Consider the following 22,509-nt stretch of genomic DNA (forward strand, 5'->3'; position numbering starts at 1 on the left):
CTCAGTCAGTCCAGGACAGCGATCGCTTCGACCTCGACAAGTACGTCGGGCTCGAACAGGTAGTCGATGCCGATGAGAGACAGCGGCGGCAGCGGTTGCGGAATCCCGAGCTCGTCGACGACACGTTCGATGCCCGCCATAAAGTCCTCCATCTTCTCCGGGCTCCACCGCACGGCGAAGAACCTGAGGCGCACGACATCGGAGAAGCCCGCTCCGGCGCCGGCCAGCCCGCGCGCGGTGTTGCGCAGGGCCTGCGCGACCTGGCCGGTGAGGTCGCCCGTCGCGATGTGGTTCGCCTCGGCGTCGCGCGCGATCTGGCCGGCCACGTGTACCTGGCGGGTACCCGTACCGATCGAAACATGGTGGTAGGGCACGGGCTGGAACATGCCTTCGGGGGTGTTCAGCTGCACGGTCACTGGAAGTCCTTTCGCTTGCCAAACATTAGGTATCCAATGTCTACTTGGTAGGAAAAGGGAACTTCAACGAAACCAGGTACCATGCCGGAAACCTCCCGCTCCGTAGCCGACCCACCCCAGCTCACCGCGGAACACAGGGAACTGCTCGACGAAGTGCTCGACAAGTGGTCGCTCCAGGTGCTCGACACACTGTGCGAGCGGACATCACGCTTCAACGAACTGCGCCGAGCGATCCCCGCCGTGACGCAGAAGTCGCTGACGGCGACGCTGCGCCGCTTGGAGCGCAACGGGATGGTCGAGCGCGTCATCGTGCGCACGCGCCCCATCGCTGTCGAGTACCGCATCACGCCGCTGGGAACGACACTTCAGGAGCTCATCGACGCACTCCTGCGGTGGACCACCGCCAACATGCCCCGCGTCCAGCGCGCACGCGCGCACTTCGACGAGGAAACATGACGGGAGGCGCCCGAACTCCCGCCGGCATCCGCGGAAGCGCGCTGGAGACTTCGGCCGTCAGATGGGTGCGCGCTCGCAACGCGGGGTGAACACCACCTCGCGCGCCCGGCGATGGTCGATCACCGGGCGCAGAGTGGGGTCGGTGAGCAGCACCACGGGGGCGATCCGGTTTGGCGACATCGGGTACCACTCGGGCAGGGCCCTCGCAATGACGGTCCATGCCTCATCGGTGGCGCCGCGGGCCGCCAGCTCGCGAGCGGTCTCGAGGGCCTGCTCGAAGGCCGGGGGTTCCGGCAAGGGGTGGTCGGCCAGCCAGGTGTCCCATTCCTGCTGGAGCGCTGACCCGGTCGGCAGGCCGGGCACGATGCCGGCCAGGACGCGGGCCGCTTCGCCCCTCGGGTCGATTCCGTCGTGTTCGGCGCTGCGCATGAAGAGTGGGACAGCCTCGGAGCTGAGCTGCTCGATGCCGATCCCGGAGGCCACGTGGGGATGGTGCAGCACGCCGCGCAGGTCATGGAAGATCCGGCGGAGGTCGAGGAAGGCCGAGAGGACCACTCTCAGGTAGGCGGCGGCGCCGGACCCCTTGTCCGCGGCACGTTGGAAGGTGTCCAGCGCCTCCTCCACCTCGCCGCGCAACGCCGACCGGCGCCCCTCGGCCAAGAGCTCCTCAGCGCCATCGGGGTGTACGGGATTTCCCTCCGCTCCGCTCAGCTCCTCGAACGCGCCGCGTTCGTCGGCGACGAGGTCGGCGAAGGACCGGAACCGTTCGCCCAGTCCCGGGTACCAACTGGCCCAAATGTAGGCGGCCCACTCGCCGTCGGGGGAGATGTCTCCCGCGTCGAGCAACCAGTACAGGGCGTCGCCCTCAAGCGAGATCAGCAGTACTCGCCCCGCGAGCCCGTCGTTGACTAGGTCCGCCTCGGTGAGCGGCCCGCTTTCGCCTTCGAGGTCGTCCACCCAACAGACGGCGCCGGTGGAGCGCATGCTGTCCAGGAAGCTGCCCAGAGGCCCCCACCCGTTGGAGGTAGCGAGGAAGGAGCGGTAGCTGGGCGGCAGTTGCGTACCCAGTCGCTCCTCCAGGGCTGTGATCTGTTCCTCAGTGGCACCGTCGTAGCCCAGCCAGGAGGCGGCGCGCTGCTCGTCGGTGATGTCGAGTTCGTCCTCGTCCATTGCACGCAGCATGTCGGCGCTGAACTCGGCCAGGTAGCTCCGCCAGCGCTCGACGGACGCGGGCGCTCCGTCCACCGGGTGGTTCGCTGCCCAGTCTCCCGGGCCGGTCTGTTCCCGCTCGGTAGGGAAGGCGGAGACGGTCGGGTTCTCTTCCATGGGGTTCCCTTTTGTACGGGTTCTGGCAGAGGCAGGCGGGGATACCGCCCGTAAGCCGTGAGAAGACCAGAGGCGGAGTCCGACACCCTGGATGGTGCCAGCTGGACGAGGCATGGCGGCATCGGAGGCATGCGAGACAGGAAAGGCCCGATGTGCACAGTGCTCGTCGCCTGGCGGTTGGGAAGGCGCGGCACACACCGAGCATGTACCGCTGCGGTCTCCGCGGCAATGCCGCACCGGGACAGACACCGGCTGGCATAAGGTCTCGCCATGTCTGAAGAGACGTCACGGCGTTACCGGGACCGGACCGTCTTCGGTCCTTTCGCCGAGGCCCACCCCGAGGAGGTGCGTGCGGTCGAGGACGAGATCGGCAGGCCACTGCCTCCCGACTACCTCGCGTTCCTCCGTGTGGCCAACGGCGGCCTCCTGAACTACGCGGTGCGCATCCCTCCCGGGGCCGATGGCGACATCTTGGTGTTCTCAACGCTGTACCGTCTCGGCCGAAACGCCAAGGGTGTGTACGGACGCGCGACCCTGCTCGGTGCGTACCGGAGCCTTCCCGGCACCGTGTTCGCCGAGGCGTTCTCCGCCCAGGGCATCGCTGCCGACTCGCTGCTGCCGATCGCCTGCGATGGTGGGGACAACCAGCTCTTCCTCGACCTGTCACCCGGCGGTGGTGGCCGCATTCTGGCCTTCGTCTTCGGGCTGCCCGCGTGGACGGGGACGCCCCGCGCCACCGGCTGCGGCGTGCTGGCCGATGGCTTCCACGACTATCTCGACACCCTGTTCATCGACGAAGAGTCGGCCGAGTGGACCTGGGAGTACTACGTCGGAGACGCCGCCCCGGAGGACCCATGGCGCCAGGCCGTCGAGGAATGGCTCGACCAGGGACTACCCGGCTGGCGGACACGGCCCTGGGCGCCGCGGTGACCGGCTTTCCCGTGAGCGCCGCCGGTCGCTGGCGGAGGCTAAGCCCGGCGGAGCGGAGGAACCGGCGGCGTCCGAACCGGCGCGGCGGACAGTGTCCACGTGGGGCTGCGGCGCCCGCGCGCTCGCCGAAACCGCCCTGGATGAGGTTGACCAGGCGCATCCCGAGTACTCCACGGCCCGGCTGCTCCGCTATGCACTGCGGGCGGGACTACCGCCCCGCGAGTGTGAACCCACCCCCGAATGGGAGGGCTTTCGTGTCTAGACCGCAGCGCGCACGTGGTCGGCCCCGTCGTACTCGAAGAACGCCTCGTACGCGGGCACCGTCCCGGTGCCGCTGCCGCGTACACCGCAGAAGTAGCCGTGGCCGGGGCGCGCCCCGGTGATCTCGTCGAAGTTGGTGAACACGTCACCAGCGGCGAAGACCAGCGCCGGCGCGTCTGGTGCGAAGAGGAAGAGACACTCGCTGTAGGCACCGATCCGGGTGCCCGCCAGAGCGGCGGCGACCTCGTCCTCCCCGTGCTCGGCAAGGTCCAGCTCCCGGTGCGGGATCCGCGGCCAGTCGAGCACGGTTCCCGCCCACGGCAGGGAGTTGAGGTAGCTGGCGAAAGCGCGTGCCGTCGCGGTGTCGGTCTTTCTCGCCCGGCCCTCCGACAACCACTCGGCGGCGTCGGAGGACCCGGTGAACTCGGGATCAGTCATCAGTTCAGCTCCTCAAGGGCGCGGATGAAGGCGTCCTCGTCGCCGTCCTGCACGTGGATGGACCCGTACTCCCAGTCCTTGCGCTTCTTGCCGTCCGTACGGTCCCACCAGTTGATGTGGTACCCCTTGTCCGGGTTGTTCGGATCGAAGTCGAGCCGCCAGCCGCGCTTACCGTCGGCGGTCTGCCGGCCGCTCGTGAAGCCTTCCCACGGCCCGATCTTCTGGGTGTGCTCGATGGTCTCCTCACCGGCGAGGTTGACCCGTTGCTCGGCGCGGTCGAGCGCGGCCTGCTCGTTCGGCGCCCAGTCGTCGTGCTCTTTGCCCTTCTGCGGTTTCTCGGGGTTACCGTCCGGGTTGCGCCGCTCCTGCTCCAGCCGCTCCGGGCTCTTCTCGCCGCCGCAACCTCCCGGGTTCTGGTTCTGGTTGTGGACGAGGACGTAACCGCCACCGTCGTCGGCACCGACATAGTACGAGTGCGTCTCAGCGACGGTGAGGTTGTGGACGGTCTGTCGCTGGGTGAAGTCTCCGCTTCCGAAGACCGTTACCGTGCCGCCGTCGGGCGTGCGAAGCTCGTCGCCGGGCGCGAGGGCACCGGCCTCTGTCCACTCCTGGTGGCTCTCAACCCAGAAGCGGTGGTGGTCGGTCGCCGTGAACTGCGCACCGCCCCGGGGAGTCTGCACCGTCACCCGGGTCAGGGTCTTGCTGCCAGTCGTTGTGATGGTGTCGGTCACCGACCGCGGGCGGGTCTGCCCCGTGGAGGGGTCGGTCGCGAGGACCCGGTCGTGGACCTCGATGTCCTCTATGGCCTCCGAACCGCCACCCGCGAGGAGCACGGAGGTGCCGGCGGGGAAACTGTTGCGGCCGCCGGGACTGATGTCGCAGGCTTCGAGGGCGTCGTCGCGCCTGCCGCGGGCGTTGTCGGCGGCCTCCTCTGCGTCGTCAAGGCGGCCGCTGCGCCGGCGCCACTTGGTGATCAACCGGGCGATGGTCGGGATCTTCTTGGCGACCTTGGCGGCCTTGCCCCAGGGGGCGAAGCCGACCACCGTCCAGATGCAGGCCACGATGTCGCCCTCGGTGATGCACTTCTCGGCGTCTTCGAGACCGATCAGTTCCTTGAGCAGCTGCAGCAGTTCGTCCTTGAGGTCATCGAACTCCGACTGCGCTTCCTCCAGCTCCTCCTCGGCCTCCTCCAGGTCGCTCTCGGCCTCCTCGAGGTCCTCAGCGAGCTCCGGGTCGTAGGACTCCTCCGACCCGTATCCCTCGGCGGCCAGGATGTCCTCCTCGGACGCTTCCTCGTCGCCGGACTCCTCTCCGTCCCCGGACTCGTCGTCACCACCGCCGGAGTCCTCATCGGGGTCGCCGGCCGCGGCCTCCTCGCACTCCTGGTCGCCGGGAACGAGGCACATGCTGCGGTCGAGTAGCGCGCGGACGTCACCGGGCAGACCGAACCCGATGACCGCCGCTGTGACCGCGGCCACCAAGAGGAGCACGGTGCCGTACTCGACCTTTCCGGCTCCGGCCTCAGCCCGCCGCACCCACCGCATGCGAGTTGTCCTTCGAAGAGGGGGAAGTTCGAAATCGCACTCTAGCCCGGATACACCGCCGTATCAGGCCCTGGTGGGCGACGGGCCGAAGGTGGCCATCCCAGCCTGCTTACCGAGTACCAGGTCACCCGCCGCGGCGTGCACAAAAGCGCGGCCGCGCTGGAGAAGGACGGACGCGCCTGGATCGAGTAGTGGAGCACCCACTCCCGCCTGTTCGTCTGGCGCAAGACCGCCGAGGAGATCCTCCACTCCCCCGCCCGATATCTACAACGGATTTCAGGGGCGGAACACTAGAGCTGTTGTGGGAGGTGGGCGGTGGCCAGCCAGCCGCGGCCGGTGCCGTCGCGTTCCGGGTCGAACGCTGCTGGTGTGGGGCGCTGGTAACGGGCCGCGACCTCGGCGATGTCCCGGACGGTGGGACGCCATCCGTACCGGGTGAGCCAGGTGGTGAGGTCGTCGGTGGGTCCGCCCTGCCACAGGTCGACGAGCTCGGCGGAGAGCTCCCCGCGGGCCGCGCGGAGCAGCTCGGAGTCCTCGGCGTGGTCCAGAGCCAGGATGCTGCCGGGTGCGGAGGTGGCGGTGATGCGGTCGAGGAGGAGATCCGCGGCCGCGGGAGGCAGGGCGTACAGGAGCCCTTCGGCCAGCCAGGCAGTCGGCTGCCGCGGGTCGAGGCCGGCTTCGGTCACCGCATGTGGCCAGTCCTCGCGCAGGTCGGTGGCGACCGAGATACGGTTGCCCGGCACGGCGGCACCGCGCTGGGCGAGCACGGCGTTCCTGAACGCCAGTACGTCGGCGAAGTCGACGTCGAAGATCTGGGTTCCGGCGGGCCAGTCGAGCCGGTAGCTGCGGGTGTCCACGCCGCACGCCAGCACCACGACCTGCCCGCATCCGGCCTGGGCCGCCTCCAGCAGTGTCTGGTCGAGGAATCGGGTGCGGACGGCGACCTGCTCGGCCACCAGGTGCAGAAAGCCCTGCTCGGTCGACGCCGATGCGGCGGCCCAGGGTGAGGCGGCCGGGTCGACGGCGTCGAGGAAGTGCTGTGCGTAGGGGTCGTCGAACAGCCGATCTGCGCGGCGGCTCTCCTGGGCGCGCAGGAGAGCCACCCCAAGAGCGGTCGCACCCACTCCGGTGAGCTGTTCGGGGAGATCTGGTTGAGATGCCATGGGGATGCTCCGTCTCTTTCTGTTCAGGGGCTGCTTGCGTTGGAGGTGGTGGACACCGCACGGCTCTCCCGGTGGTCAGAAGGGGAGGCGTCGATAACCCGGGGCAGCGACCCCGCGCCGCGCGAGATCGATGGCCAGCACCAGACCGGTCGGCCCCGCGTCCACGATGAGTACGTCTGAGCTTGTGTCCACAGCAGAATTTTAGAACGAACGATCGTTCTACGAATAACAGCACGGCCTCGACTCCGTGTCAAGAACGAATGATCGTTCTACTGCTCGGTGTCTCGCGGGGGCGCTGACATGAGGGCCCGCAGCCCGTCGCGGAACGCCGCGGCGTCGGAATGGCCGTCAATCGCCCACTGCACCATGAATCCGTCGACCAAGGCCATCAGAACGCTGGCCACCTGCTCGGCCGGCACGTCGGCGCGAAGCAGCCCGCGCTTCTGGTGCTGGGCAACGAGGCCGCCGACCACCTGTCGGGTCGTGTCCATGACCTCGCGCAGCTCCGCGCCCAGCGCGGGTGAGCGCAGCGCCTCCGACCAGACCTGGATCAGCAGGCGGGCCGACTCCTGCGACCTGGCCAGCGGAGGCTGTTCGGCCTGTAGTACGAGATCGACGATGCTGTCCAGCTCCGGCGGCTGTGCGGCGTCGTGGGTGTCGAACGCCGCGGCGACCTCGGTGAGGGCCTCCGAGACGATTGCCGCGATGATCTCGTCCTTGCCTTTGAAGTAGCGATAGACCGCGCCTGCTGACAGCCCCGCTTCAGCCAGCACGTCCTGCATGGACGTGGCGTGGAAGCCGTTGCGGACGAAACAGCGCCGGGCAGCGTCCAGAATCTGCCGGCGGCGCGCGTCGAGGTGTTCCTTGGACACACGGACCATGACATCAATGTAGAACGAGTATTCGCTCTTGACCAACGCCGAGGGTCCGCGATTCGAAAGAACGTTCGTTCTCACATTCTGTCCGGAGAGTCGTGCCGTGTCCCTTGCCACACTGAGCGTGCTCGTCGCGCTCGTCTTCCTGCTCGCCGGCACCCAGAAGATCCTGCTGCGCCGCGCGGTGACCGTGCCCATGCGGCGACTCGGTGCCGGCGCTCCGCTGACCCGCCTGATCGGCACCCTGGAGATCGCCGGCGCGCTCGGGCTCGTGGCCGGTATCTGGTTCACACCTATCGCGCTAGCAGCCGCGACCGGTCTCCCCCTGTTGCTGATCGGCGCCGTGGGGGCCACGTCCGAGCCGGCGACTACACCCACCGACAGCACCGCGCCAGCGCAGGAGCGCCCATTGTGCTGCTCGTCCTCACCGGGCTGAACGTGGCACTGCTGCTGACGCCCTGAGGCTGACTACGTTCGCCGGGCGGCCCCAGCAGGATTCGAACCTGCGACACCCACTTTAGGAGAGTGGTGCTCTGTCCCCTGAGCTATGAGGCCTCGCTCGCGGGACAAGGGTAGCGGAGGTTGGGCCTCTGTGTCAGAACGAATGCGAGTTGCGGGGTTGGCTAGCTGTTTTGGTTGAGTACCCTTACTCGCGGAGAAGTTGTCATGACCTTTGCGTGACCTTCGTCATACGCGGGTTGCCTTCTCGCGCGGCGGTGTCGAGGTGCCGTGGTGGCGTGGATCCGGCAAGGTGGTGACGTCTCACTCTCAGGAGACCGTGAAGCGCGAGGGTCGCAGGCCCCCGCGTAGCGTTTCGCGTTGTGCTGAACTGTACCCCCGAGACTTTTGTCCTGGTATGTCCGGTTGTGGACATGGGGTACGTTGCGATTTGGCCACGTGAACGACCGAAACAGGCTGCCGGAGGATCCTCGTGCCGTTCTCTCCCGACTCGACGCGGCGATCATCCCGCGTACCGAGGAGCGGGATCCTGTCCGTCCTCGCTGTCCGACCCTGGGTCAGAGCGCGATTCGTACAGACCGTTGTCGTAATGGTACTGACCGCGCTTTTCACCGTGCCCGGCGCGCAGGTGATTATGCCCGCGCCCGCCGCCGCGGATGAGGACCTCGAGACCCTCAAGGACAAGGCCGAGAAGGCAAAGGACGACCTGGAGGAAGCCACCGACGAGTACACCAAGCGCGAGGAGAAGCTGGAGGACGCGCAGGACGAGCTGGTGGACACGCTGCACGAGCTGCAGGAGACCGAACTGGAGCTCACGGAGATGCGCGAGCCACTGTCCCAGCTCGCCAGCACGCTGTACCAGCAGCCCGACGGCGGCACCCTGGCGCTGATGACATCGGGCACACTCGACCAGGACCTCCAGGTCGAGTCGCACGTGGTCAAGCTCTCCGACGACAAGGAGGCCCTTCTCGAGGAGGCCGCCGAGCTGCGGGAGAAGCAGACCGACCTCACCAGCGAGGCCCAGGACCTGCAGGCGGAGACGCAACTGGAGAAGGTCGAGCTTGAGGACGACCTGGCTGACCTGCGTGACCAGTCCAAGGAGAGCACGGACGAGCTCACCAAGGAGCTCGAGGACCGCGGCATGGACATCGACGCCTACATGGCCGGTGTGGAGTGCGACCCCAGCGCGGCCGAGGCGGGCACTGGTGCCCCCAACGGGTTGCTGCCCAAGGAATCACTGTGCGAGCTGCACGAGGGAGGCGAGCTGCTGCGGGCCGACGCGGCAGTGGACTTCCTGAAACTGAACGAGGCCTATGCCGATCATTTCGGCACCCAGATGTGTGTCACCAGCTCCTACCGGGACCTGCCCAACCAGCACCGCGTCTACGCCGAGCAGCCGCCCGGAAACGCCGCCGTGCCCGGTACCAGTAACCACGGATACGGCCTGGCGATAGACCTGTGCGGCGGTGTCGAGAACTTCCGCTCGGAGCAGTTCAACTGGCTGGAGGCCAACGGCGGGGAGTACGGCTGGCACCACCCCGACTGGGCGAAGTCGAGTCCGTTCGAGCCCTGGCACTGGGAGTACAAGGACGCCCAGCAGTAGCCCGGCCCCGGACGCCCCGGAAACAACCGCGCGGCGCGGTCAGCCGGTGATGCTCACGGACAGTTGGCCGGCCGCCGCGTGCCCGGCCAGGGCGCGGGCCTCCTCGGGGCGGACGGCGACCAGGATGAGCGCGCCGGAGTCGTGGGTCCCGAAGTCGCTTTCAGGTACGGCGATCACCGGACGGTCGGTGACCACGGCCGTGGCGGGGCCCGCCGCGGGTTCGCTGGCGTCGCCGGCGAACGGGCCGCCGCCGGCGGCGAGGATGTCCACCCTGCTGCCGGGGCCGAGGAGCGCCACGGCCCCCGGATCGGTGATCCGGACCGGGGAAGCCACCAGCTCGGCGCCGTACGCCTCGGCCGGTGGATCGGCGAGGCGTGCGGTGGTCAGCACCTCACCGCGCAGCACCGGTCCCGTGAGGCTCTCGCCGGCGGGGTCGGCGCCGGGGCGCAGGGCGCCGCGGGGGACCGCGTGTCCGGGCAGCGAACGCACCGCGGTGTCTCCGGTCCGCACCGGAGACACGGCCGTGAGGTCGCGGGAGGCGACGAGCACGTCCACGGTGGGTTCCGGGGGCGGGCGGACGATCAGGACCGCGCCGGCGAGAGCCAGCACGGCGCAGAACGTGCCGAGACCGCGCCGGTGCCGAGCGAGGAACCTGCCGAGCATGAGCCGGCGGGGGGTCATGTCGCGACCGTACGAGTGGTGAGCTCCATGCCCGTACGGTAGGCGGCCGGAAACGGGTGGTGGCGGCGTCATCCACAGGCCCGCCCGGTCCTGGCGCGGCCGGTCGCCTGCGGTCCGCGCCGGTTAGGTGGAAGCGGGCGTCGCGGCGCTGGAGGAAGTGCTCGACGAGCCGTTGGAGCCGGAACCGCTGTCGGACGACGATCCGGCGGACGACTCGGAGGAGGCCGCGGAGCTGGAGCTGGAGCTGTCGGCCGAGCCGGAGTCCGCGGAGCCCGACTCCTTGCTCTCGCTGTTGCTCTCCGCGCTGCCGTTGGACGACGAGGCGCTCTTGGAGCCGTTGTTGTCGGTCTTGTAGAAGCCGGAGCCCTTGAACACGATCCCCACGGCCGAGTACACCTTGCGGAGCCGGCCCTGGCACTCGGGACAGACCGTCAGTGAGTCCTCGCTGAAGCTCTGCACGATCTCCAACTGGCCGTTGCACTCGGTGCAGGCGTACTGATAGGTAGGCACGTGCTCCTCCTCGGCTGGCACTCTCACCCGTCGACTGCTAAATGTTACGCGCTCGCGGTACGCGTCCGCGACTTTGGGGGTAGGAGCTGCAACCAGCGCTGATGCTCGCTGACACTGTCCGACGCCGGTAACGCCGGACACGGCTCCGCTGTTCCGCCCGCTGCCCTGGTGACACGCGCCCTTCAAAACCAGTGGACGCCTCGTTGGGGGGTGACCACCCCGTGCACCGGACGGTCGTGGGCCTCCGCGGGAACGGCGTCCACCAGCTCTGTGTCGTAAATCACGGCGATGGTGCGGGTGTTCGGCCCGATGCGGCTAAGCGTCCGGTCGTAGCACCCGGCCCCCTTGCCCAGCCGCAGGCCGCGCTGGTCGACCGCGAGCGCCGGGCACACGACCGCGGCGCAGCGCCGCACGGCGTCCACCCCGTAGCGGCGCCCTGTTGGTTCCAGGAGTCCCTGGTCCGTGGACTCCAGGCTGTCCGGGCCGTCGTAGGCCGCCCAGTCGAGATCCCGGTTGGGCAGGAACACCGGCAGGAGCACGTAGGTCCCCTGCTTCCACAGGGTCGCGATCAGCTTATGCGTGTCGGGCTCGGTGCCAACGGAGTAGTACACAGCGACGGTCCCGCCCATCGTGAGCTGGGGGAGCGCGCTAAGCGTGTCGCGGAACACCGAGCCGGCCTGCTCCCGCTGCTCCTCGCTCATCTCCCGCCGCGCCGCTCTGATCCTCCGACGCATGTCCTGCTTCGACTCTGCACCCGTGTCGATGTCCATGCCGCAGAGTCTCTCAGGTGGCCGAACCGAGGTGAGGACGAACCAAACCGGGAATGAACGTCTCGCGGCGCGCACCGCGCTGACCGGGTGCGGAGCGTGGACGTGCAGGTCAGCTGGGAAGTCCCGGACAGGTCCCGATAGGAATGTGACCTAAAGTGCCGTCATGAGTCTTTCACAGAGCGCACTGCCCCGCGTGAGCAAGGCGGTGGTGCCCGCGGCCGGCCTCGGGACCCGGTTCCTGCCCGCGACCAAGGCCACGCCCAAGGAGATGCTGCCCATCGTGGACAAGCCCGCGATCCAGTACGTCGTGGAGGAGGCGGTCGCGGCGGGCCTCGACGACGTTCTGATGGTCACGGGGCGCAGTAAACGGTCCATCGAGGACCATTTCGACCGCGCGTACGAGCTGGAGGAGGCGCTGCGCGCGAAGGACGACTTCCAGCGGCTGAACGCGGTCCGCGAATCCAGCGAGCTCGCCCAGCTGCACTACGTCCGCCAGGGAGAGCCGCGCGGACTCGGGCACGCCGTGTTGTGCGCCGACGCCCATGTCGGCGATGCGCCGTTCGCGGTCCTCCTCGGCGACGACATCATCAGCGAGCACGCGGCCCTGCTCAAGCGGATGATCGAGGTGCGCGAGGCCTACGGCGGGAGCGTCGTCGCGCTCATGGAGGTCGAGCCGGAGCAGGTCTCGCTCTACGGATGCGCGGGCATCGAGGAGACCGCCGAGGAGGACGTCGTCCTGGTCAACGACCTCGTGGAGAAACCGCCGCGAGACGAGGCCCCGAGCCGCTGGGCGATCATCGGGCGCTACATCTGCGACCCGGCTGTCTTCGCGGTGCTGCGCGAGACTCCCCCCGGTCGCGGCGGAGAGATCCAGCTCACGGACGCGCTGCGCGAGCTGGCCCGCCGTAAGCCCGATGACGGAGGCCCGGTGTACGGCGTCCGGTTCCGGGGGCGGCGTTACGACACCGGAAACAAGGCCGATTATCTTCGCACTGTGGTGGAATTCGCCTGTGAGCGTCCCGACCTCGCGGCGGAGCTGCTGCCGTGGCTGCGGGACTTCGTGGCGAAGCGCGACGCCGGCCCCGGAACGGGGCGCGCCGCCGACAACGGGTGAGGGATCAACGATGAAGAGCGTCGAACAGCATGTCCGTGACGTCTTGGAACTCGCGAAGCCTCTCGATCCGGTCGAGACGGACCTGCTGCGGGCGCACGGTTCGGTGCTTGCGGACCCTGCCACCTCGCCGGCGGCGCTACCCCCGTTCGACAACTCTTCGATGGACGGGTACGCGGTGGTGGCCTCCGACGTCGCGGGCGCGGCACCGGAGCACCCGGCGCGGCTGCCGGTCGTGGCCGACATTCCCGCCGGTGACACCGCCGCGCACGAGATCGGCCCCGGGCAGTGCGCTCGGATCATGACCGGGGCGCCCCTCCCCAGCGGCGCCACCGCCGTTGTTCCAGTGGAGTGGACCGACGGCGCTACGGGGGAGGTGGCCGTCACCCGCGCGGCGCGCGACGGCAACGCCGTTCGCAGAGCGGGGGAGGACGTCGACGCGGGCACCGAGGTGCTGCGCGCGGGCGTGCGCCTCGGAGCCGCCGAGCTGGCCGTGCTCGCCGCCACCGGGTGCGGCACGGTCCGGGTGCACCCCCGGCCGCGCGTCGTCGTGTTGTCGACCGGCGAGGAGCTGGTGGAGCCGGGCCGACCGCTCGGCGCCGGACAGATCCACGAGTCCAACAGCTTCATGCTCACCGCCGCCGTCCTGGACGCCGGCTGCGCGGCCGACCGGTACGGCTTCATCGGGGACGAGCCGGACACGATCGCGAGCACGCTTGAGAGCGTGCTCGACCGAGCCGATCTTGTGCTGACGACGGGCGGGGTGAGCATGGGCGCCTACGACGCGGTCAAGGAAGTCCTCTCGAAACGGGGGACGGTCCACTTCGAGAAGGTCGCCATGCAGCCGGGCATGCCGCAGGGGTTCGGCGTCCTCGGCGGCGCCGAGGGCACCCCTGCGACACCGATCCTGACGCTGCCCGGCAACCCGGTCAGCTCGTTCGTGTCGTTCCACCTTTTCGTGCGCCCGCTCCTGGACCGCATGCGCGGGCTTTCGCCCGCCCCGCCACCCATGGTGCGCGCCCGCCTGTCGGCACCCGTAGCGTCCTCCCCGTCGGGGAAGCGGTCGTTCCTGCGGGCGGCGCTGGCCTACGACAGCACCGTCGAGGACGGCGGCTACACGGTGCTGCCCGCCACACGGCAGGGCTCGCACCAGTTGTCCGCACTGGCCGGGGCCAACGCCCTGGTGGTCGTCCCCGAGCCGGCCACGGAGCTGGCCGAGGGCAGTGTCGTGGACGTGCTGCGGTTGCCCGGCGCATCCTGAGAACGCCCGTGCCGCCGGCACGCCCGCGCTGCCCGCGCACCGGGGTGCTGAGCGGCCCGTGGTCCGCGTAACGTCGGAACTGCTCGCGTTACCCGCCTTTTCTGCCCCGTTGAAGAAAGCACGGACGATGCCCGACTCTGACCCGACCGGGTTGACCCATCTCGACTCCTCCGGCGCGGCCCGCATGGTCGACGTCACGGCGAAGGACGTCAGCGCCCGCACCGCAACCGCAACCGGCCGCGTCCTGGTCTCCCCGGAGGTCATCACCGCGCTGCGGGAGGACGCCGTCCCCAAGGGGGACGCGCTCGCCGTTGCCCGGATCGCGGGTATCCAGGGGGCCAAGCGCACTCCCGATCTCGTCCCGCTGTGCCACCCCATCGCCGTGCACGGCGCCGATGTGGCGCTGGAAGTCGGGGACGGCGAGGTGCTGATCAGCGCGACCGTGCGCACGGCCGACCGCACCGGGGTGGAGATGGAGGCGCTCACCTGCGTCATGACGGCGGCGCTCGGCCTGGTCGACATGGTCAAGGCCATCGACCCTGAGGCGGTGGTCAGCGACGTGCGGGTCGAGGAGAAGACCGGCGGCAAGAGCGGCGACTGGCGGCGGTCCCGGTGAGCGCGGCACACACGCCCGCTGAGGGTGAACAGGGACACACCGCCGCCGTGATCACCGTGTCCAACCGGGCCTCTGCCGGCGTCTACCCGGACCGTTCCGGGCCGGTGCTGGCGGAGCTGCTGCGCGAGGCCGGCTACCGTACCGTCGGCCCCTGGGTGGTGCCCGACGGTCCGCCCGTCGCCGACGCGCTGCGCCGAGCGCTGGACGAGGGCTACGACGCCGCCATCACCAACGGGGGCACGGGCATCAACCCCAACGACGAGACCCCCGAGGTCACCCGGCCGATACTGCGGTACGAGATCCCGGGGATCGCCGAGGCGCTCCGCGCCGCAGGCCGGGAGAAGGGCATTCCATCGGCGGTGCTGTCCCGCGGGCTCGTGGGTGTCGCCGAGAACGCGGGCCGCCGCATGCTCGTCGTCAACCTGCCCGGTTCCAGTGGCGGCGTCCGCGACGGCATGGAGGTGCTGGGACCGATTCTGGCCCACGCCGTTGACCAGATGCGCGGCGGCGACCACTCGGCGCCGCCGATCTGAACCGGCGCGGCGGCTGTGCGCCGCGGGTGGTGGAATACTGGGCAGTGGGACCACAGGGGAGGCATCGCCACCATGCGCCCCGTCGACATACGTTGTGACTCCCGGGTCTCCGATGGTCCCGGAGGTGTCGGAGGGACAGGCAGTGAGTCGGAGAATTGGCTGGCCGGTCACCCTGAACGAAGGGCCGGTCGGCCTGCGCCCGCTGCGGCTCCGCGATGCGGGACCCCTTCGGGCAGCGCGGGTCCGCAACGCGGAGTGGCTGCGTCCCTGGGAACCGACGCATCCCGAGATGCCCCTGAGCTCGTCGAGTATCGCGCCCTACATCGCGATGATCCAGGCCGTCCGCAGGGAAGCCCGGCAGGGGATCGCGATGCCGTGGACGGTCACCTACGAAGGGGCGTTCGCCGGCCAGTTGACGGTGGGTGCGATCGTCTGGGGATCGGCTCGTTCCGCCCAGGTGGGCTACTGGATCGACAGCGCCTACGCGGGGCGCGGAATCACCCCGACGGCGGTCGCGATGGCGGTCGACTACTGCTTCTTCACCGTCGGGCTGCACCGAATCGAGGCCAATATCCGGCCGGAGAACCAGGCGAGCAGAAGAGTCGCCGAAAAGCTGGGCTTCCGCGAAGAGGGCGTTCGGAAACGCCAACTGCATATCGACGGTGCCTGGCGCGACCACATCGGTTACGCCCTCACCGTTGAGGACCTTCCCGAGGGATTGCTCGCACGCTGGCGACGGGCGCACAGCGAAGGGCGCGACCTTCCGCCCGGTGGCACTTCCGCGTCCGGAGGCACCCCCGGTTCGTCCGGTTCGCAACCCGGGTGGTCCTGAGGGCCGCGGAGAAACGCCCGCCGCGGCGGGCGGCGAGTGCCTTGGAAAAACACGTGCCCAGTACGGCCCCGTTCGCGGGATAATCGCCTAACGGCAGCCGGAACGAGCTCCGCTCCGGTGCACCCCTGGTGCACCGCGCTTCCGCATGGACGTTGATCTGGGCCGGCCGCCATTCACACCGTGGAGGCGCTGGCTCAGGAAGAAGAGGAAAGACTGCAATCTCGCGACACTCCGGCCCGAATACTGCCCAATTCCGGACACAGCGTCGTACGGTGCGGAACATAGACGCATCGATGATGCCGGCATTACCCGCATATGAGGCGTGGGGGGCGTCGGATGGCGGGCGGTGCTTCGGAAGGCGTAGACGTCCGGCCGTGACCTTGGGGCGACGGGTACGCGGGATGGGCCTTGACAGGCACCGTGTCCGGACCGCGGTGTCGCGGGAGCGTTGCGAAGTGCCCAATGGTCAGCGGCGGTACGAGGAGGGGTGATGAGTAGCTCTCCTCTGTACCTGGCCATCGTTGTCGTCTGGCTGATCGTGTTGGTGCCGATGCTGCTGCGCCGCGACGCCGCCGACTCGGGCCCCGGCCCGGGGCGCCGGACCAGGCAGGGCGGTTCGGTGGAGGACGACGGTGCGGCACCCGACGATGACCTCGATGAGGAGCGCGAGGACAGCGAGCACGGCGGGGACGACTACGACGAGCACGACGACGCGCTCGACACGGATGCTGGCCCGCAACGGACGCGGCCTCCGCGCAACAGCGCCGCCACCACCGCCACCGCGGCTGAGGGTGCCGCGGAGTCACGGGGAAACCCGGCCCCGCGGCCCGGCGCCCGGCCCGGCGCCCGGCCCGGCGCCGAGTCCGAAACGGTCGCGTTCACCCACTCCGAGCCCGGCCCGGCGCCAAGGCGCCCGCGCGTCGGCCGGGCGCGCATCATCGCGCGCCGCCGGCGCCGGACCTCAGGCCTGGTGCTGCTGTTGGCGGTCACCGGGGCCGCGGTGGCCCTGGGGCTCGGGCCGTGGTGGGTGCTGGCCCCACCGGCCCTGCTCATGTTGGGCCACCTCGCGTTGCTGCGCGAGGCCGCCAAGGCCGACGCGGAACGCCGCGTCGCCGATGCGCGCCACCGGCAGCGTCTGCGCGCCGAGGCCCACGCCCAGCGGACCGCCGAGGCAGCCCGCGAGGCCGAGGTCATCGAGCTGATGTCGCGCCGCAACCAGGTCTACGACCAGTACACCGACGCCCAGCTCCGCGCGGCGGGTGACTGATGCCACGGCCCCTGCCCCCGCGGGAATCCGTTCGGAACACCCGGCACGAACTGCTAACCTAGGGAACGTCCTCAAGGGGCTGTGGCGCAGTCCGGTAGCGCATCTCGTTCGCATCGAGAGGGTCAGGGGTTCAAATCCCCTCAGCTCCACCCGAGGTCAGAGGCCGGTTCCCGTTCCGGGAACCGGCCTCTGTATGTCCGTGCCCAGGCAGTTTCCATGCCGGATGGCCTGGGTGGGCGGCCCCCAGTAACCGCACCTGGTGCCCGGTGGTGCCGCGCCCGACGAGGCAGCGAAGGTGGTGGACGGGCCAGCCCCCGGGTGACGGTGCGGGTGCCCGGTGGTTGCGCACACGACGGGGGTGGTGCGGGCGTTCTCGGCGACGCTCACCTCCAGAAGACTCGCAATCCGGACATAGCGGGCGCGTGTGGGGGTGCGCCCCGCACCGAAGGTGACCGTGGGGACATGTTCGGCGCCGAGAACGTCCCCACAGACAGTCTCGGCGCGGCTCAGCACCGAGAACGACACCACAGACACCCCCGCAGGCCGACCCACCCACCGTCCTCGCCGCCCCCGTTGGGCGCCGCACCACGTATCCCCAGCACCGACACGCACCCACCCCGGCCACCCGCCGTCCTCGCCGCCCGCCGGAGGCCGCACCACGTACCCACCGCAGCGGTGAACGTCACGCCCGGACCATCCGCCGTCCTCGCCGCCCCCGTTAGAGGCCGCACCAGGGCACCAAGGGCGACCCCCGCAGGCCGGCCCATCCGCTGTCGTCGCTGCTCTCCTCGGGCGCGCCACCACCGGGCACCAGAAACGATCTTCGCGGGCCGGCCTACATACCGTCCTCGCCGCCCCTGTTACACGCGCCACCCTCGGGCACCGGTCGAGACGACAAGTTCGTGGTCGGTTGGCGGCGGTGCGTAGCCAGAACTCCGTATATCGCTACGTCGAGTGATTTATCGGGACGAATGGAACCGTAGGGTGAGTACGGCCATCAAACCCCCCGGCCAGCCCACAAGACAGAGCGCAATGGGCCCTTCGGGGCCGGAGGTCTGTAGGGTCTGTGGGCTTTCCCCGATATGTCGACCTGGAGCGGTTGTTGCTTGCCGAATCGTTGCGCCCCTTTCTGCGCTCCGCCGCTACTGGGGCCGTCGCGCTCAGCGCGGTGCTGGTTCTTTCCTCCTGCGGTATCGCCCAGCGGCTGGCCGACGCGGCGGAGAGAGGAGGGGCGCCCCCGCCCTCCGGTTCCGGCTCCGAGCAGACGGACAGCGACGGCGGAGGAGGAGATCCTGCGGGCGGGGAGTCCGACGACATCTTGGGAGTCAGTGTGGGGGACTGCGTCAACGACGACTCCATGTCCGATGAGGTCACGGAGATGCCCACCGTGGACTGCGCGGAGCCGCACGACTCCGAGGTGATCGCGGTCGAGGAGCTCGATGGCGACCGCCCGTACCCGGGCGACAGCGTCGTGGGAACGGAGGCCAGCGACATCTGCACCGGTGCCGCGTTCGAGGACTACATCGGTGTCCCGTGGATCGAGTCCATCTACGAGACTCGGGAGTACACCCCCCTGGAGGAAGGCTGGGAGGCCGGTGACTACGAGGTGATCTGTGTTGCCTACGAGCCCGGTACCGCCCTCACCGGTTCCATCGCGGACAGCTACGAGTAGAGCTGGCGGTATCACGCACGGCAGGGCCCGGCTCGCCGCTGTAGCCTCCGCGGCGAGCCGGGCCCACCGGCCCGGCCCCGGGGGTGCTCAGGCCGGGCTGCGCACCGCGGTGGAGTCCGGTTCGAACGGCGCCTCGATCGCGGTCTTCTCCCCCAGGAACTGGACGGCGAACAGGACCGCGGCCAGCGCCACACCCGCGGCGTCGGTCCAGAAATCGGGGTGGAACACCAGCACGGCCGCGATGGTGAAGCCGATCCGTTCCACCAGCAGGGTGCGCCGCCGCATGAACCCCTCCAACGCCACCGCGGCCGCCACCAGCGCGACCATCCCGCTGGCCGCTGCCCAGGCGACCTCAGCGGGCGTTCCGTTCAGCAGCAGCGGCGAGTACGCCATGAGCAGCGGGATCAGGTAGAGGCCCTTGGCGAATTTCCATGCGCTGACGCCGGTCCGCATCGGATCGGAGCCGGCGATACCGGAAGCGGAGAACGCTGCCAACGCCACCGGTGGTGTGACGTTGGAGTCCTGGCTGAACCAGTAGACGATCATGTGCGCCACGATCAGCGCGACGCCGAGATCTTCCAGCGCCGGCCCGGCCAGCACGATCAGCACGATGTAGGCGGCCGTCACCGGGAGCCCGAGCCCCAGGACGAGCGACGCCAGGGCGATCATCGCCAGTGTCGCCAGCAGGCTGCCGCCCGCGACGCTGAGCATGACGCTCGACAGGGCGAGACCGAGCCCGGTCAGCCCGACCATCCCGACGATGATGCCCGCGACGGCGGTGGCGACCGAGACGCCGAGGGTGTTCCGCGCCGCGAGCACGAAGACCTCGCCGATGTCGCGCCAGTCCAGCCGGCTGGCAGCACGGAGCATGGCCACGATGAACAGCAGCGCGATCGCGTAGAGCCCCGCCCGCAGCGGGGTGACATACATCAACAGCAGCGTGATGAGCAGGATGAACGGCGCCAGGAAGTGGTAACCGGCGGCCAACGTGGTGCGAAGCCGCGGAAGCTGCTCCGGAGGAAGCCCGCCGATCCCGCGCTTGCGCGCGAGGATGTCGACGAACACGAACACCACGGCGAAGTACATCAACGCAGGGATGATCGCCACTTTGACGATGTCGACGTAGGGCACCCCCAGCCGCTCGGCCATGATGAACGCGCCCGCGCCCATGATCGGCGGCAGTACCTGGCCCCCCGTTGAGGCGGCGGCCTCGACACCACCCGCCTCGTGCGGCTTATAGCCCACGCGCTTCATCAGCGGAATGGTGAACGCGCCGCTGGTGACCGTGTTGGCGATCGCGCTGCCCGAGACCGAGCCCATGAACGCGCTGCCCACGACAGCGCCCTTCGCCGGACCGCCCGTGTAGCGCCCGGTGAAGCAGTAGGCCAGGCCGACGAAGAAGTTGCCGCCCCCGGTCTTCTGCAGTAGCGCCCCGAACAGGATGAACACGAACACGAACGTGGCGGCGACGCCGAGCGGCAGCCCGTAGATCCCTTCCTGGAACAGGTAGGTGTGGTACACGATGCGCTGGAAGGTGTAGCCGCGGTGCGCGAACGTGTCCGGGAGCAACGGCCCCACCCAGGCGTACACCATGAACGCTGCCACCAGTACCGACATGAACAGGCCGATGGTGCGCCGGCACGCCTCGAGCAGCAGCACGATCGCGATCGCGCCCATGGTCAGGTCGAGCGTCGTCGGGGCCCCGATACGCGTGACGATGTCGCCGAAGAACACCACCGGGTACAGGCTGACCACCAGGGCGGTGCACATCAGCAGCAGGTCGACGACCGCCATGGGGGGCCGGCGCGCCCAGGCTCCCTTGGCCGCCGGCCGCACCAGGAACACCAGGACCAGGACGAACATCAGGTGAATGACCCGATGCAGGTAACTGTCCAGGCTCAGGGACAGCGCCGTGTAGGCCTGGTAGCCGCTGAACGCGACCGCGATTCCGAGCACCACGAGCCCCAGTACGGAACCGGCCCGGCCCCCGCCCCAGCGGGCGGTTGCCAGTTCTCGCCACATGGGTGGCCCGTCCCTGTCGGTGGACTCGGGGAGCACGGGCGCGTCGGGCTGGGGGGTGGGGGATTCCCGGTTCTCACTCATCATGTCTCGTTTCCTGGTGGTTCCTGCTCGCCTTGCGTACACGAGGGCGGGCCGGCGCCGGGGAGTACCCGCGCGAGGGTGGACTGGCGTACCGCCCGCAGGGTGACGCGCTCCCCGGCCCAGCAACGGGTGAGCGACACCTCCCCGCCGGGATAGACCAGGCGGTGGTCCGTACCGGGCGACCCGACGAGCACCCGGAAGTCGTCGATGGGTTCGTCGATACCGGACACCACCCACCACTCACCCTCGGCGTGTCCCTCGCCCCGGCCCGGGATGTGCCCCATTCCGGCGCCGAACTCCCGGACCCTGGTGGCCTCCTGCACGATCCGGCCGTCGCGGATCTCGTAGACGTCCTCGACCGGCAGCTTGTCGAGCGAGTGGACGAAGGAGAGGGTGAAGCTCTCGCCCGGGTCGAGGGGGACGACGCCGAGCTCGGCGTCGTCCCCCTCGACCGACACAGCGGGCCAAACCGGCCAGAGCAGAGCGGTGGCGGCGAGCCCGGTCGCCGCCACCGCCACGATGCGCACCCGCGTGGCACGGGTCCGCGACCGCCACGCACGCGCAACCCGGACCCACATGGCTTGCGCCTCCATCAGCGGATCAGGGACGCAGCTCGTCGGGGATCTCGATGTCGTTGTCGTCGGCGTAGCTCACCGCGGCGGGGTGCAGCTCCACCGGGCTGTTGGCCATCGTCTCCGGAACGAGGTACTCGGCGCCGGGCTCGTAGACCTGGCTGATGTCGTCGATGTTGTCGTAGGTCGCCTCAAGCAGGTCGTAGGCCAGCTCCTCGGGGAAGTCGGGGCTGACCACCACGACGTTCCACAGCGCCAGTGTCTCGACGTCGTCCTCGACAGTGGAGTAGGTCCCGCCCTCGATGGTGTGCGGGGTGTAGAAGTCGTGGGACTCGGTGACCGCGTCCTGCTCCTCGTCGCACATGGGGATGAGGTGGATCGGGTCGGTCTCCTCCAGCTCGAGCAGGCTGGCGTGGCTCTCCCCGACGACCCAGGAGCCGGCGTCGAGTTGGTCGTCGCGCAGCGCGTTCGCGGTTTCGGCGTAGGCGTAGCGCTGCACGTCCACGTCGTCGAAGGACATGTCCAACCCGTCGAATACCAGGTCAGTGGCGATCTCGTTGCCGCTGCCCGGTGCGCCGACGGAGAACCGGTGCCCCGCGATGTCGGAGAAGCAGTCCAGCTCCAGCTCCTCGTGGATCGACTGCAGGGTGACAGCGTGGTACACGTTCGGGTACAGCACGGTCAGGACCTGCGCCTCCTGCGCGTCGTCCTCGAACTCGCCCTCGCCGTTGACCGCCTGGTAGGCGGCGTCACCCTGGGCGATCCCGATGTCGCTGGTGCCGTCGCTCACGAGCCGCATGTTCTCCGCGGAGGCGGCGGTCGTCTCCGCGGTGGCGCTGGCCCCGTCCACCTCGCTGTCGATGACCTCCGCCATCGCGCCGCCGATCGGGTGGAAGACCCCCGCGGTGGTGCCGGTGGCGATGGACAGGTTCTCAGCGTCCGTCTGCTCGGCGGGTTGGCTGCACGAGGCCAGGAGGCCCAGACTGAGTGGCAGGGAGAGCGCCGCCAGTCCTTTTCGGTTCCGTAGCACTGTCGAACTCCTCTTCTCGGCCGCCAGGGCGCGTTCGGTACGGCCCCCGCGGCCACGGGGGATTGTGAGGTGCTTCACTG

24 protein-coding genes and 2 tRNA genes are annotated in these 22,509 nt (G+C 69.4%); 13 read left to right on the forward strand and 13 right to left on the reverse strand.

All coding sequences use genetic code 11. From position 1 onward, the window contains the following. Positions 1 to 5: 5 nt before the first annotated feature. A complete protein-coding gene (locus F4561_RS02370; protein ID WP_184574331.1) occupies positions 6 to 416 on the reverse strand; it encodes a RidA family protein in 411 nt (136 codons plus the stop codon). Between the two features lie 81 nt (positions 417 to 497). Between F4561_RS02370 and F4561_RS02375 the strand changes: the two genes are divergently transcribed. Next, positions 498 to 872 (forward strand): winged helix-turn-helix transcriptional regulator, encoded by a 375-nt coding sequence (locus F4561_RS02375; RefSeq protein ID WP_184574333.1) that lies wholly within the window; start codon positions 498 to 500, stop codon positions 870 to 872. A 57-nt stretch (positions 873 to 929) separates the two neighbouring features. Here the strand turns inward: F4561_RS02375 and F4561_RS02380 are convergent, their stop codons facing one another. After that, positions 930 to 2,198: an SMI1/KNR4 family protein gene (locus tag F4561_RS02380; RefSeq protein WP_246437122.1), complete on the reverse strand. Its 1,269-nt coding sequence runs from the start codon at positions 2,196 to 2,198 to the stop codon at positions 930 to 932. A 270-nt stretch (positions 2,199 to 2,468) separates the two neighbouring features. On the opposite strand from F4561_RS02380, the gene F4561_RS02385 reads away from it, so the two are divergent. Next, on the forward strand, positions 2,469 to 3,128 hold the full coding sequence (locus tag F4561_RS02385; protein ID WP_184574335.1) for an SMI1/KNR4 family protein: 660 nt from the start codon (positions 2,469 to 2,471) through the stop codon (positions 3,126 to 3,128). A gap of 91 nt (positions 3,129 to 3,219) precedes the next feature. Further along, on the forward strand, positions 3,220 to 3,390 hold the full coding sequence (locus F4561_RS33875; RefSeq protein WP_221445335.1) for a DUF4192 family protein: 171 nt from the start codon (positions 3,220 to 3,222) through the stop codon (positions 3,388 to 3,390). Here the strand turns inward: F4561_RS33875 and F4561_RS02390 are convergent. The 4 genes from F4561_RS02390 to F4561_RS02410 all read right to left on the reverse strand — a co-directional run bounded on the left by F4561_RS02390 (position 3,387) and on the right by F4561_RS02410 (position 7,415). After that, positions 3,387 to 3,827: a hypothetical protein gene (locus F4561_RS02390; protein WP_184574337.1), complete on the reverse strand. Its 441-nt coding sequence runs from the start codon at positions 3,825 to 3,827 to the stop codon at positions 3,387 to 3,389. The two genes, F4561_RS33875 and F4561_RS02390, sit on opposite strands and share 4 nt — an antisense overlap. Continuing rightward, complete coding sequence (locus F4561_RS02395) at positions 3,827 to 5,371, reverse strand: polymorphic toxin-type HINT domain-containing protein (RefSeq protein WP_184574339.1); 1,545 nt, start codon at positions 5,369 to 5,371, stop codon at positions 3,827 to 3,829. The genes F4561_RS02390 and F4561_RS02395 overlap by 1 nt, the downstream gene beginning before the upstream one ends. Positions 5,372 to 5,661: 290 nt before the next feature. Beyond that, a complete protein-coding gene (locus F4561_RS02400; RefSeq protein WP_184574341.1) occupies positions 5,662 to 6,534 on the reverse strand; it encodes an SAM-dependent methyltransferase in 873 nt (290 codons plus the stop codon). 269 nt (positions 6,535 to 6,803) lie between these two features. Further along, positions 6,804 to 7,415 (reverse strand): TetR/AcrR family transcriptional regulator, encoded by a 612-nt coding sequence (locus F4561_RS02410; RefSeq protein ID WP_184574343.1) that lies wholly within the window; start codon positions 7,413 to 7,415, stop codon positions 6,804 to 6,806. A 97-nt stretch (positions 7,416 to 7,512) separates the two neighbouring features. Here F4561_RS02410 and F4561_RS02415 point away from each other — a divergent pair, with 97 nt between their 5' ends. Further along, positions 7,513 to 7,845 (forward strand): DoxX family protein, encoded by a 333-nt coding sequence (locus tag F4561_RS02415; RefSeq protein ID WP_184574345.1) that lies wholly within the window; start codon positions 7,513 to 7,515, stop codon positions 7,843 to 7,845. Positions 7,846 to 7,891: 46 nt separating this feature from the next. Here F4561_RS02415 and F4561_RS02420 read toward each other — a convergent pair. Continuing rightward, positions 7,892 to 7,964, reverse strand: a tRNA-Arg gene (locus F4561_RS02420). Positions 7,965 to 8,340: 376 nt separating this feature from the next. On the opposite strand from F4561_RS02420, the gene F4561_RS02425 reads away from it, so the two are divergent. Further along, entirely contained in the window at positions 8,341 to 9,471 is a 1,131-nt protein-coding gene (locus F4561_RS02425; protein ID WP_184574347.1) for a D-alanyl-D-alanine carboxypeptidase family protein, read from the forward strand. Positions 9,472 to 9,510: 39 nt separating this feature from the next. Here the strand turns inward: F4561_RS02425 and F4561_RS02430 are convergent, their stop codons facing one another. From F4561_RS02430 to F4561_RS02440, 3 genes are all read right to left on the reverse strand, one after another. Next, entirely contained in the window at positions 9,511 to 10,152 is a 642-nt protein-coding gene (locus F4561_RS02430; protein WP_184574349.1) for a CpaB family protein, read from the reverse strand. 123 nt (positions 10,153 to 10,275) lie between these two features. Beyond that, complete coding sequence (locus F4561_RS02435; protein WP_184574351.1) at positions 10,276 to 10,662, reverse strand: FmdB family zinc ribbon protein; 387 nt, start codon at positions 10,660 to 10,662, stop codon at positions 10,276 to 10,278. Positions 10,663 to 10,844: 182 nt separating this feature from the next. Beyond that, positions 10,845 to 11,432, reverse strand: coding sequence for a 5-formyltetrahydrofolate cyclo-ligase (locus F4561_RS02440; RefSeq protein ID WP_246437124.1), 588 nt, complete (start codon positions 11,430 to 11,432; stop codon positions 10,845 to 10,847). A gap of 163 nt (positions 11,433 to 11,595) precedes the next feature. On the opposite strand from F4561_RS02440, the gene galU reads away from it, so the two are divergent. The 8 genes from galU (at position 11,596) to F4561_RS33560 (ending at position 18,724) form a co-directional block, all read left to right on the forward strand. Beyond that, on the forward strand, positions 11,596 to 12,546 hold the full coding sequence (galU, locus tag F4561_RS02445; RefSeq protein WP_184574353.1) for a UTP--glucose-1-phosphate uridylyltransferase GalU: 951 nt from the start codon (positions 11,596 to 11,598) through the stop codon (positions 12,544 to 12,546). 10 nt (positions 12,547 to 12,556) lie between these two features. Then, a complete protein-coding gene (gene glp, locus F4561_RS02450; protein ID WP_184574355.1) occupies positions 12,557 to 13,804 on the forward strand; it encodes a molybdotransferase-like divisome protein Glp in 1,248 nt (415 codons plus the stop codon). 127 nt (positions 13,805 to 13,931) lie between these two features. Continuing rightward, positions 13,932 to 14,420, forward strand: a complete 489-nt coding sequence (gene moaC, locus F4561_RS02455; protein ID WP_184574357.1) for a cyclic pyranopterin monophosphate synthase MoaC — start codon at positions 13,932 to 13,934, stop codon at positions 14,418 to 14,420. Continuing rightward, a complete protein-coding gene (locus F4561_RS02460) occupies positions 14,417 to 14,953 on the forward strand; it encodes a MogA/MoaB family molybdenum cofactor biosynthesis protein (RefSeq protein WP_184574359.1) in 537 nt (178 codons plus the stop codon). The genes moaC and F4561_RS02460 overlap by 4 nt, the downstream gene beginning before the upstream one ends. 142 nt (positions 14,954 to 15,095) lie before the next feature. Continuing rightward, positions 15,096 to 15,785, forward strand: a complete 690-nt coding sequence (locus F4561_RS02465) for a GNAT family N-acetyltransferase (protein WP_184574361.1) — start codon at positions 15,096 to 15,098, stop codon at positions 15,783 to 15,785. Between the two features lie 490 nt (positions 15,786 to 16,275). After that, a complete protein-coding gene (gene sepX / locus F4561_RS02470) occupies positions 16,276 to 17,052 on the forward strand; it encodes a divisome protein SepX/GlpR (RefSeq protein WP_184574363.1) in 777 nt (258 codons plus the stop codon). A 75-nt stretch (positions 17,053 to 17,127) separates the two neighbouring features. Beyond that, positions 17,128 to 17,201 (forward strand) — tRNA-Ala (locus F4561_RS02475). Positions 17,202 to 18,118: 917 nt separating this feature from the next. After that, complete coding sequence (locus tag F4561_RS33560; protein WP_184574365.1) at positions 18,119 to 18,724, forward strand: septum formation family protein; 606 nt, start codon at positions 18,119 to 18,121, stop codon at positions 18,722 to 18,724. Positions 18,725 to 18,811: 87 nt separating this feature from the next. On the opposite strand, the gene F4561_RS02485 is transcribed toward F4561_RS33560, so the two are convergent. The 3 genes from F4561_RS02485 to F4561_RS02495 are packed head-to-tail and all read right to left on the reverse strand — an operon-like array spanning position 18,812 to position 22,429. Then, complete coding sequence (locus F4561_RS02485) at positions 18,812 to 20,830, reverse strand: TRAP transporter permease (RefSeq protein ID WP_246437125.1); 2,019 nt, start codon at positions 20,828 to 20,830, stop codon at positions 18,812 to 18,814. Continuing rightward, positions 20,827 to 21,405 carry a DUF1850 domain-containing protein gene (locus F4561_RS02490; RefSeq protein WP_184574367.1) on the reverse strand — a complete coding sequence of 193 codons (579 nt, stop codon included), beginning with the start codon at positions 21,403 to 21,405 and terminating at the stop codon, positions 20,827 to 20,829. The genes F4561_RS02485 and F4561_RS02490 overlap by 4 nt, the downstream gene beginning before the upstream one ends. A 22-nt stretch (positions 21,406 to 21,427) precedes the next feature. Continuing rightward, positions 21,428 to 22,429, reverse strand: coding sequence for a TAXI family TRAP transporter solute-binding subunit (locus F4561_RS02495; protein ID WP_312885105.1), 1,002 nt, complete (start codon positions 22,427 to 22,429; stop codon positions 21,428 to 21,430). Positions 22,430 to 22,509: the final 80 nt, after the last annotated feature.

This window comes from Lipingzhangella halophila, assembly GCF_014203805.1.
GTDB classification, from domain to species: domain Bacteria; phylum Actinomycetota; class Actinomycetes; order Streptosporangiales; family Streptosporangiaceae; genus Lipingzhangella; species Lipingzhangella halophila.

What these genes read in the sequence shown, in the direction of transcription:
- F4561_RS02375 (WP_184574333.1), top strand. Translation starts at nt 498, where the DNA reads ATGCCGGAAACCTCCCGCTCCGTAGCCGACCCACCCCAGCTCACCGCG.
- F4561_RS02380 (WP_246437122.1), bottom strand. Translation starts at nt 2,198, where the DNA reads ATGGAAGAGAACCCGACCGTCTCCGCCTTCCCTACCGAGCGGGAACAG.
- F4561_RS02385 (WP_184574335.1), top strand. Translation starts at nt 2,469, where the DNA reads ATGTCTGAAGAGACGTCACGGCGTTACCGGGACCGGACCGTCTTCGGT.
- F4561_RS02390 (WP_184574337.1), bottom strand. Translation starts at nt 3,827, where the DNA reads ATGACTGATCCCGAGTTCACCGGGTCCTCCGACGCCGCCGAGTGGTTG.
- F4561_RS02395 (WP_184574339.1), bottom strand. Translation starts at nt 5,371, where the DNA reads ATGCGGTGGGTGCGGCGGGCTGAGGCCGGAGCCGGAAAGGTCGAGTAC.
- F4561_RS02400 (WP_184574341.1), bottom strand. Translation starts at nt 6,534, where the DNA reads ATGGCATCTCAACCAGATCTCCCCGAACAGCTCACCGGAGTGGGTGCG.
- F4561_RS02410 (WP_184574343.1), bottom strand. Translation starts at nt 7,415, where the DNA reads ATGGTCCGTGTGTCCAAGGAACACCTCGACGCGCGCCGCCGGCAGATT.
- F4561_RS02430 (WP_184574349.1), bottom strand. Translation starts at nt 10,152, where the DNA reads ATGACCCCCCGCCGGCTCATGCTCGGCAGGTTCCTCGCTCGGCACCGG.
- F4561_RS02440 (WP_246437124.1), bottom strand. Translation starts at nt 11,432, where the DNA reads ATGGACATCGACACGGGTGCAGAGTCGAAGCAGGACATGCGTCGGAGG.
- galU (WP_184574353.1), top strand. Translation starts at nt 11,596, where the DNA reads ATGAGTCTTTCACAGAGCGCACTGCCCCGCGTGAGCAAGGCGGTGGTG.
- glp (WP_184574355.1), top strand. Translation starts at nt 12,557, where the DNA reads ATGAAGAGCGTCGAACAGCATGTCCGTGACGTCTTGGAACTCGCGAAG.
- moaC (WP_184574357.1), top strand. Translation starts at nt 13,932, where the DNA reads ATGCCCGACTCTGACCCGACCGGGTTGACCCATCTCGACTCCTCCGGC.
- sepX (WP_184574363.1), top strand. Translation starts at nt 16,276, where the DNA reads ATGAGTAGCTCTCCTCTGTACCTGGCCATCGTTGTCGTCTGGCTGATC.
- F4561_RS02485 (WP_246437125.1), bottom strand. Translation starts at nt 20,830, where the DNA reads ATGATGAGTGAGAACCGGGAATCCCCCACCCCCCAGCCCGACGCGCCC.
- F4561_RS02490 (WP_184574367.1), bottom strand. Translation starts at nt 21,405, where the DNA reads ATGTGGGTCCGGGTTGCGCGTGCGTGGCGGTCGCGGACCCGTGCCACG.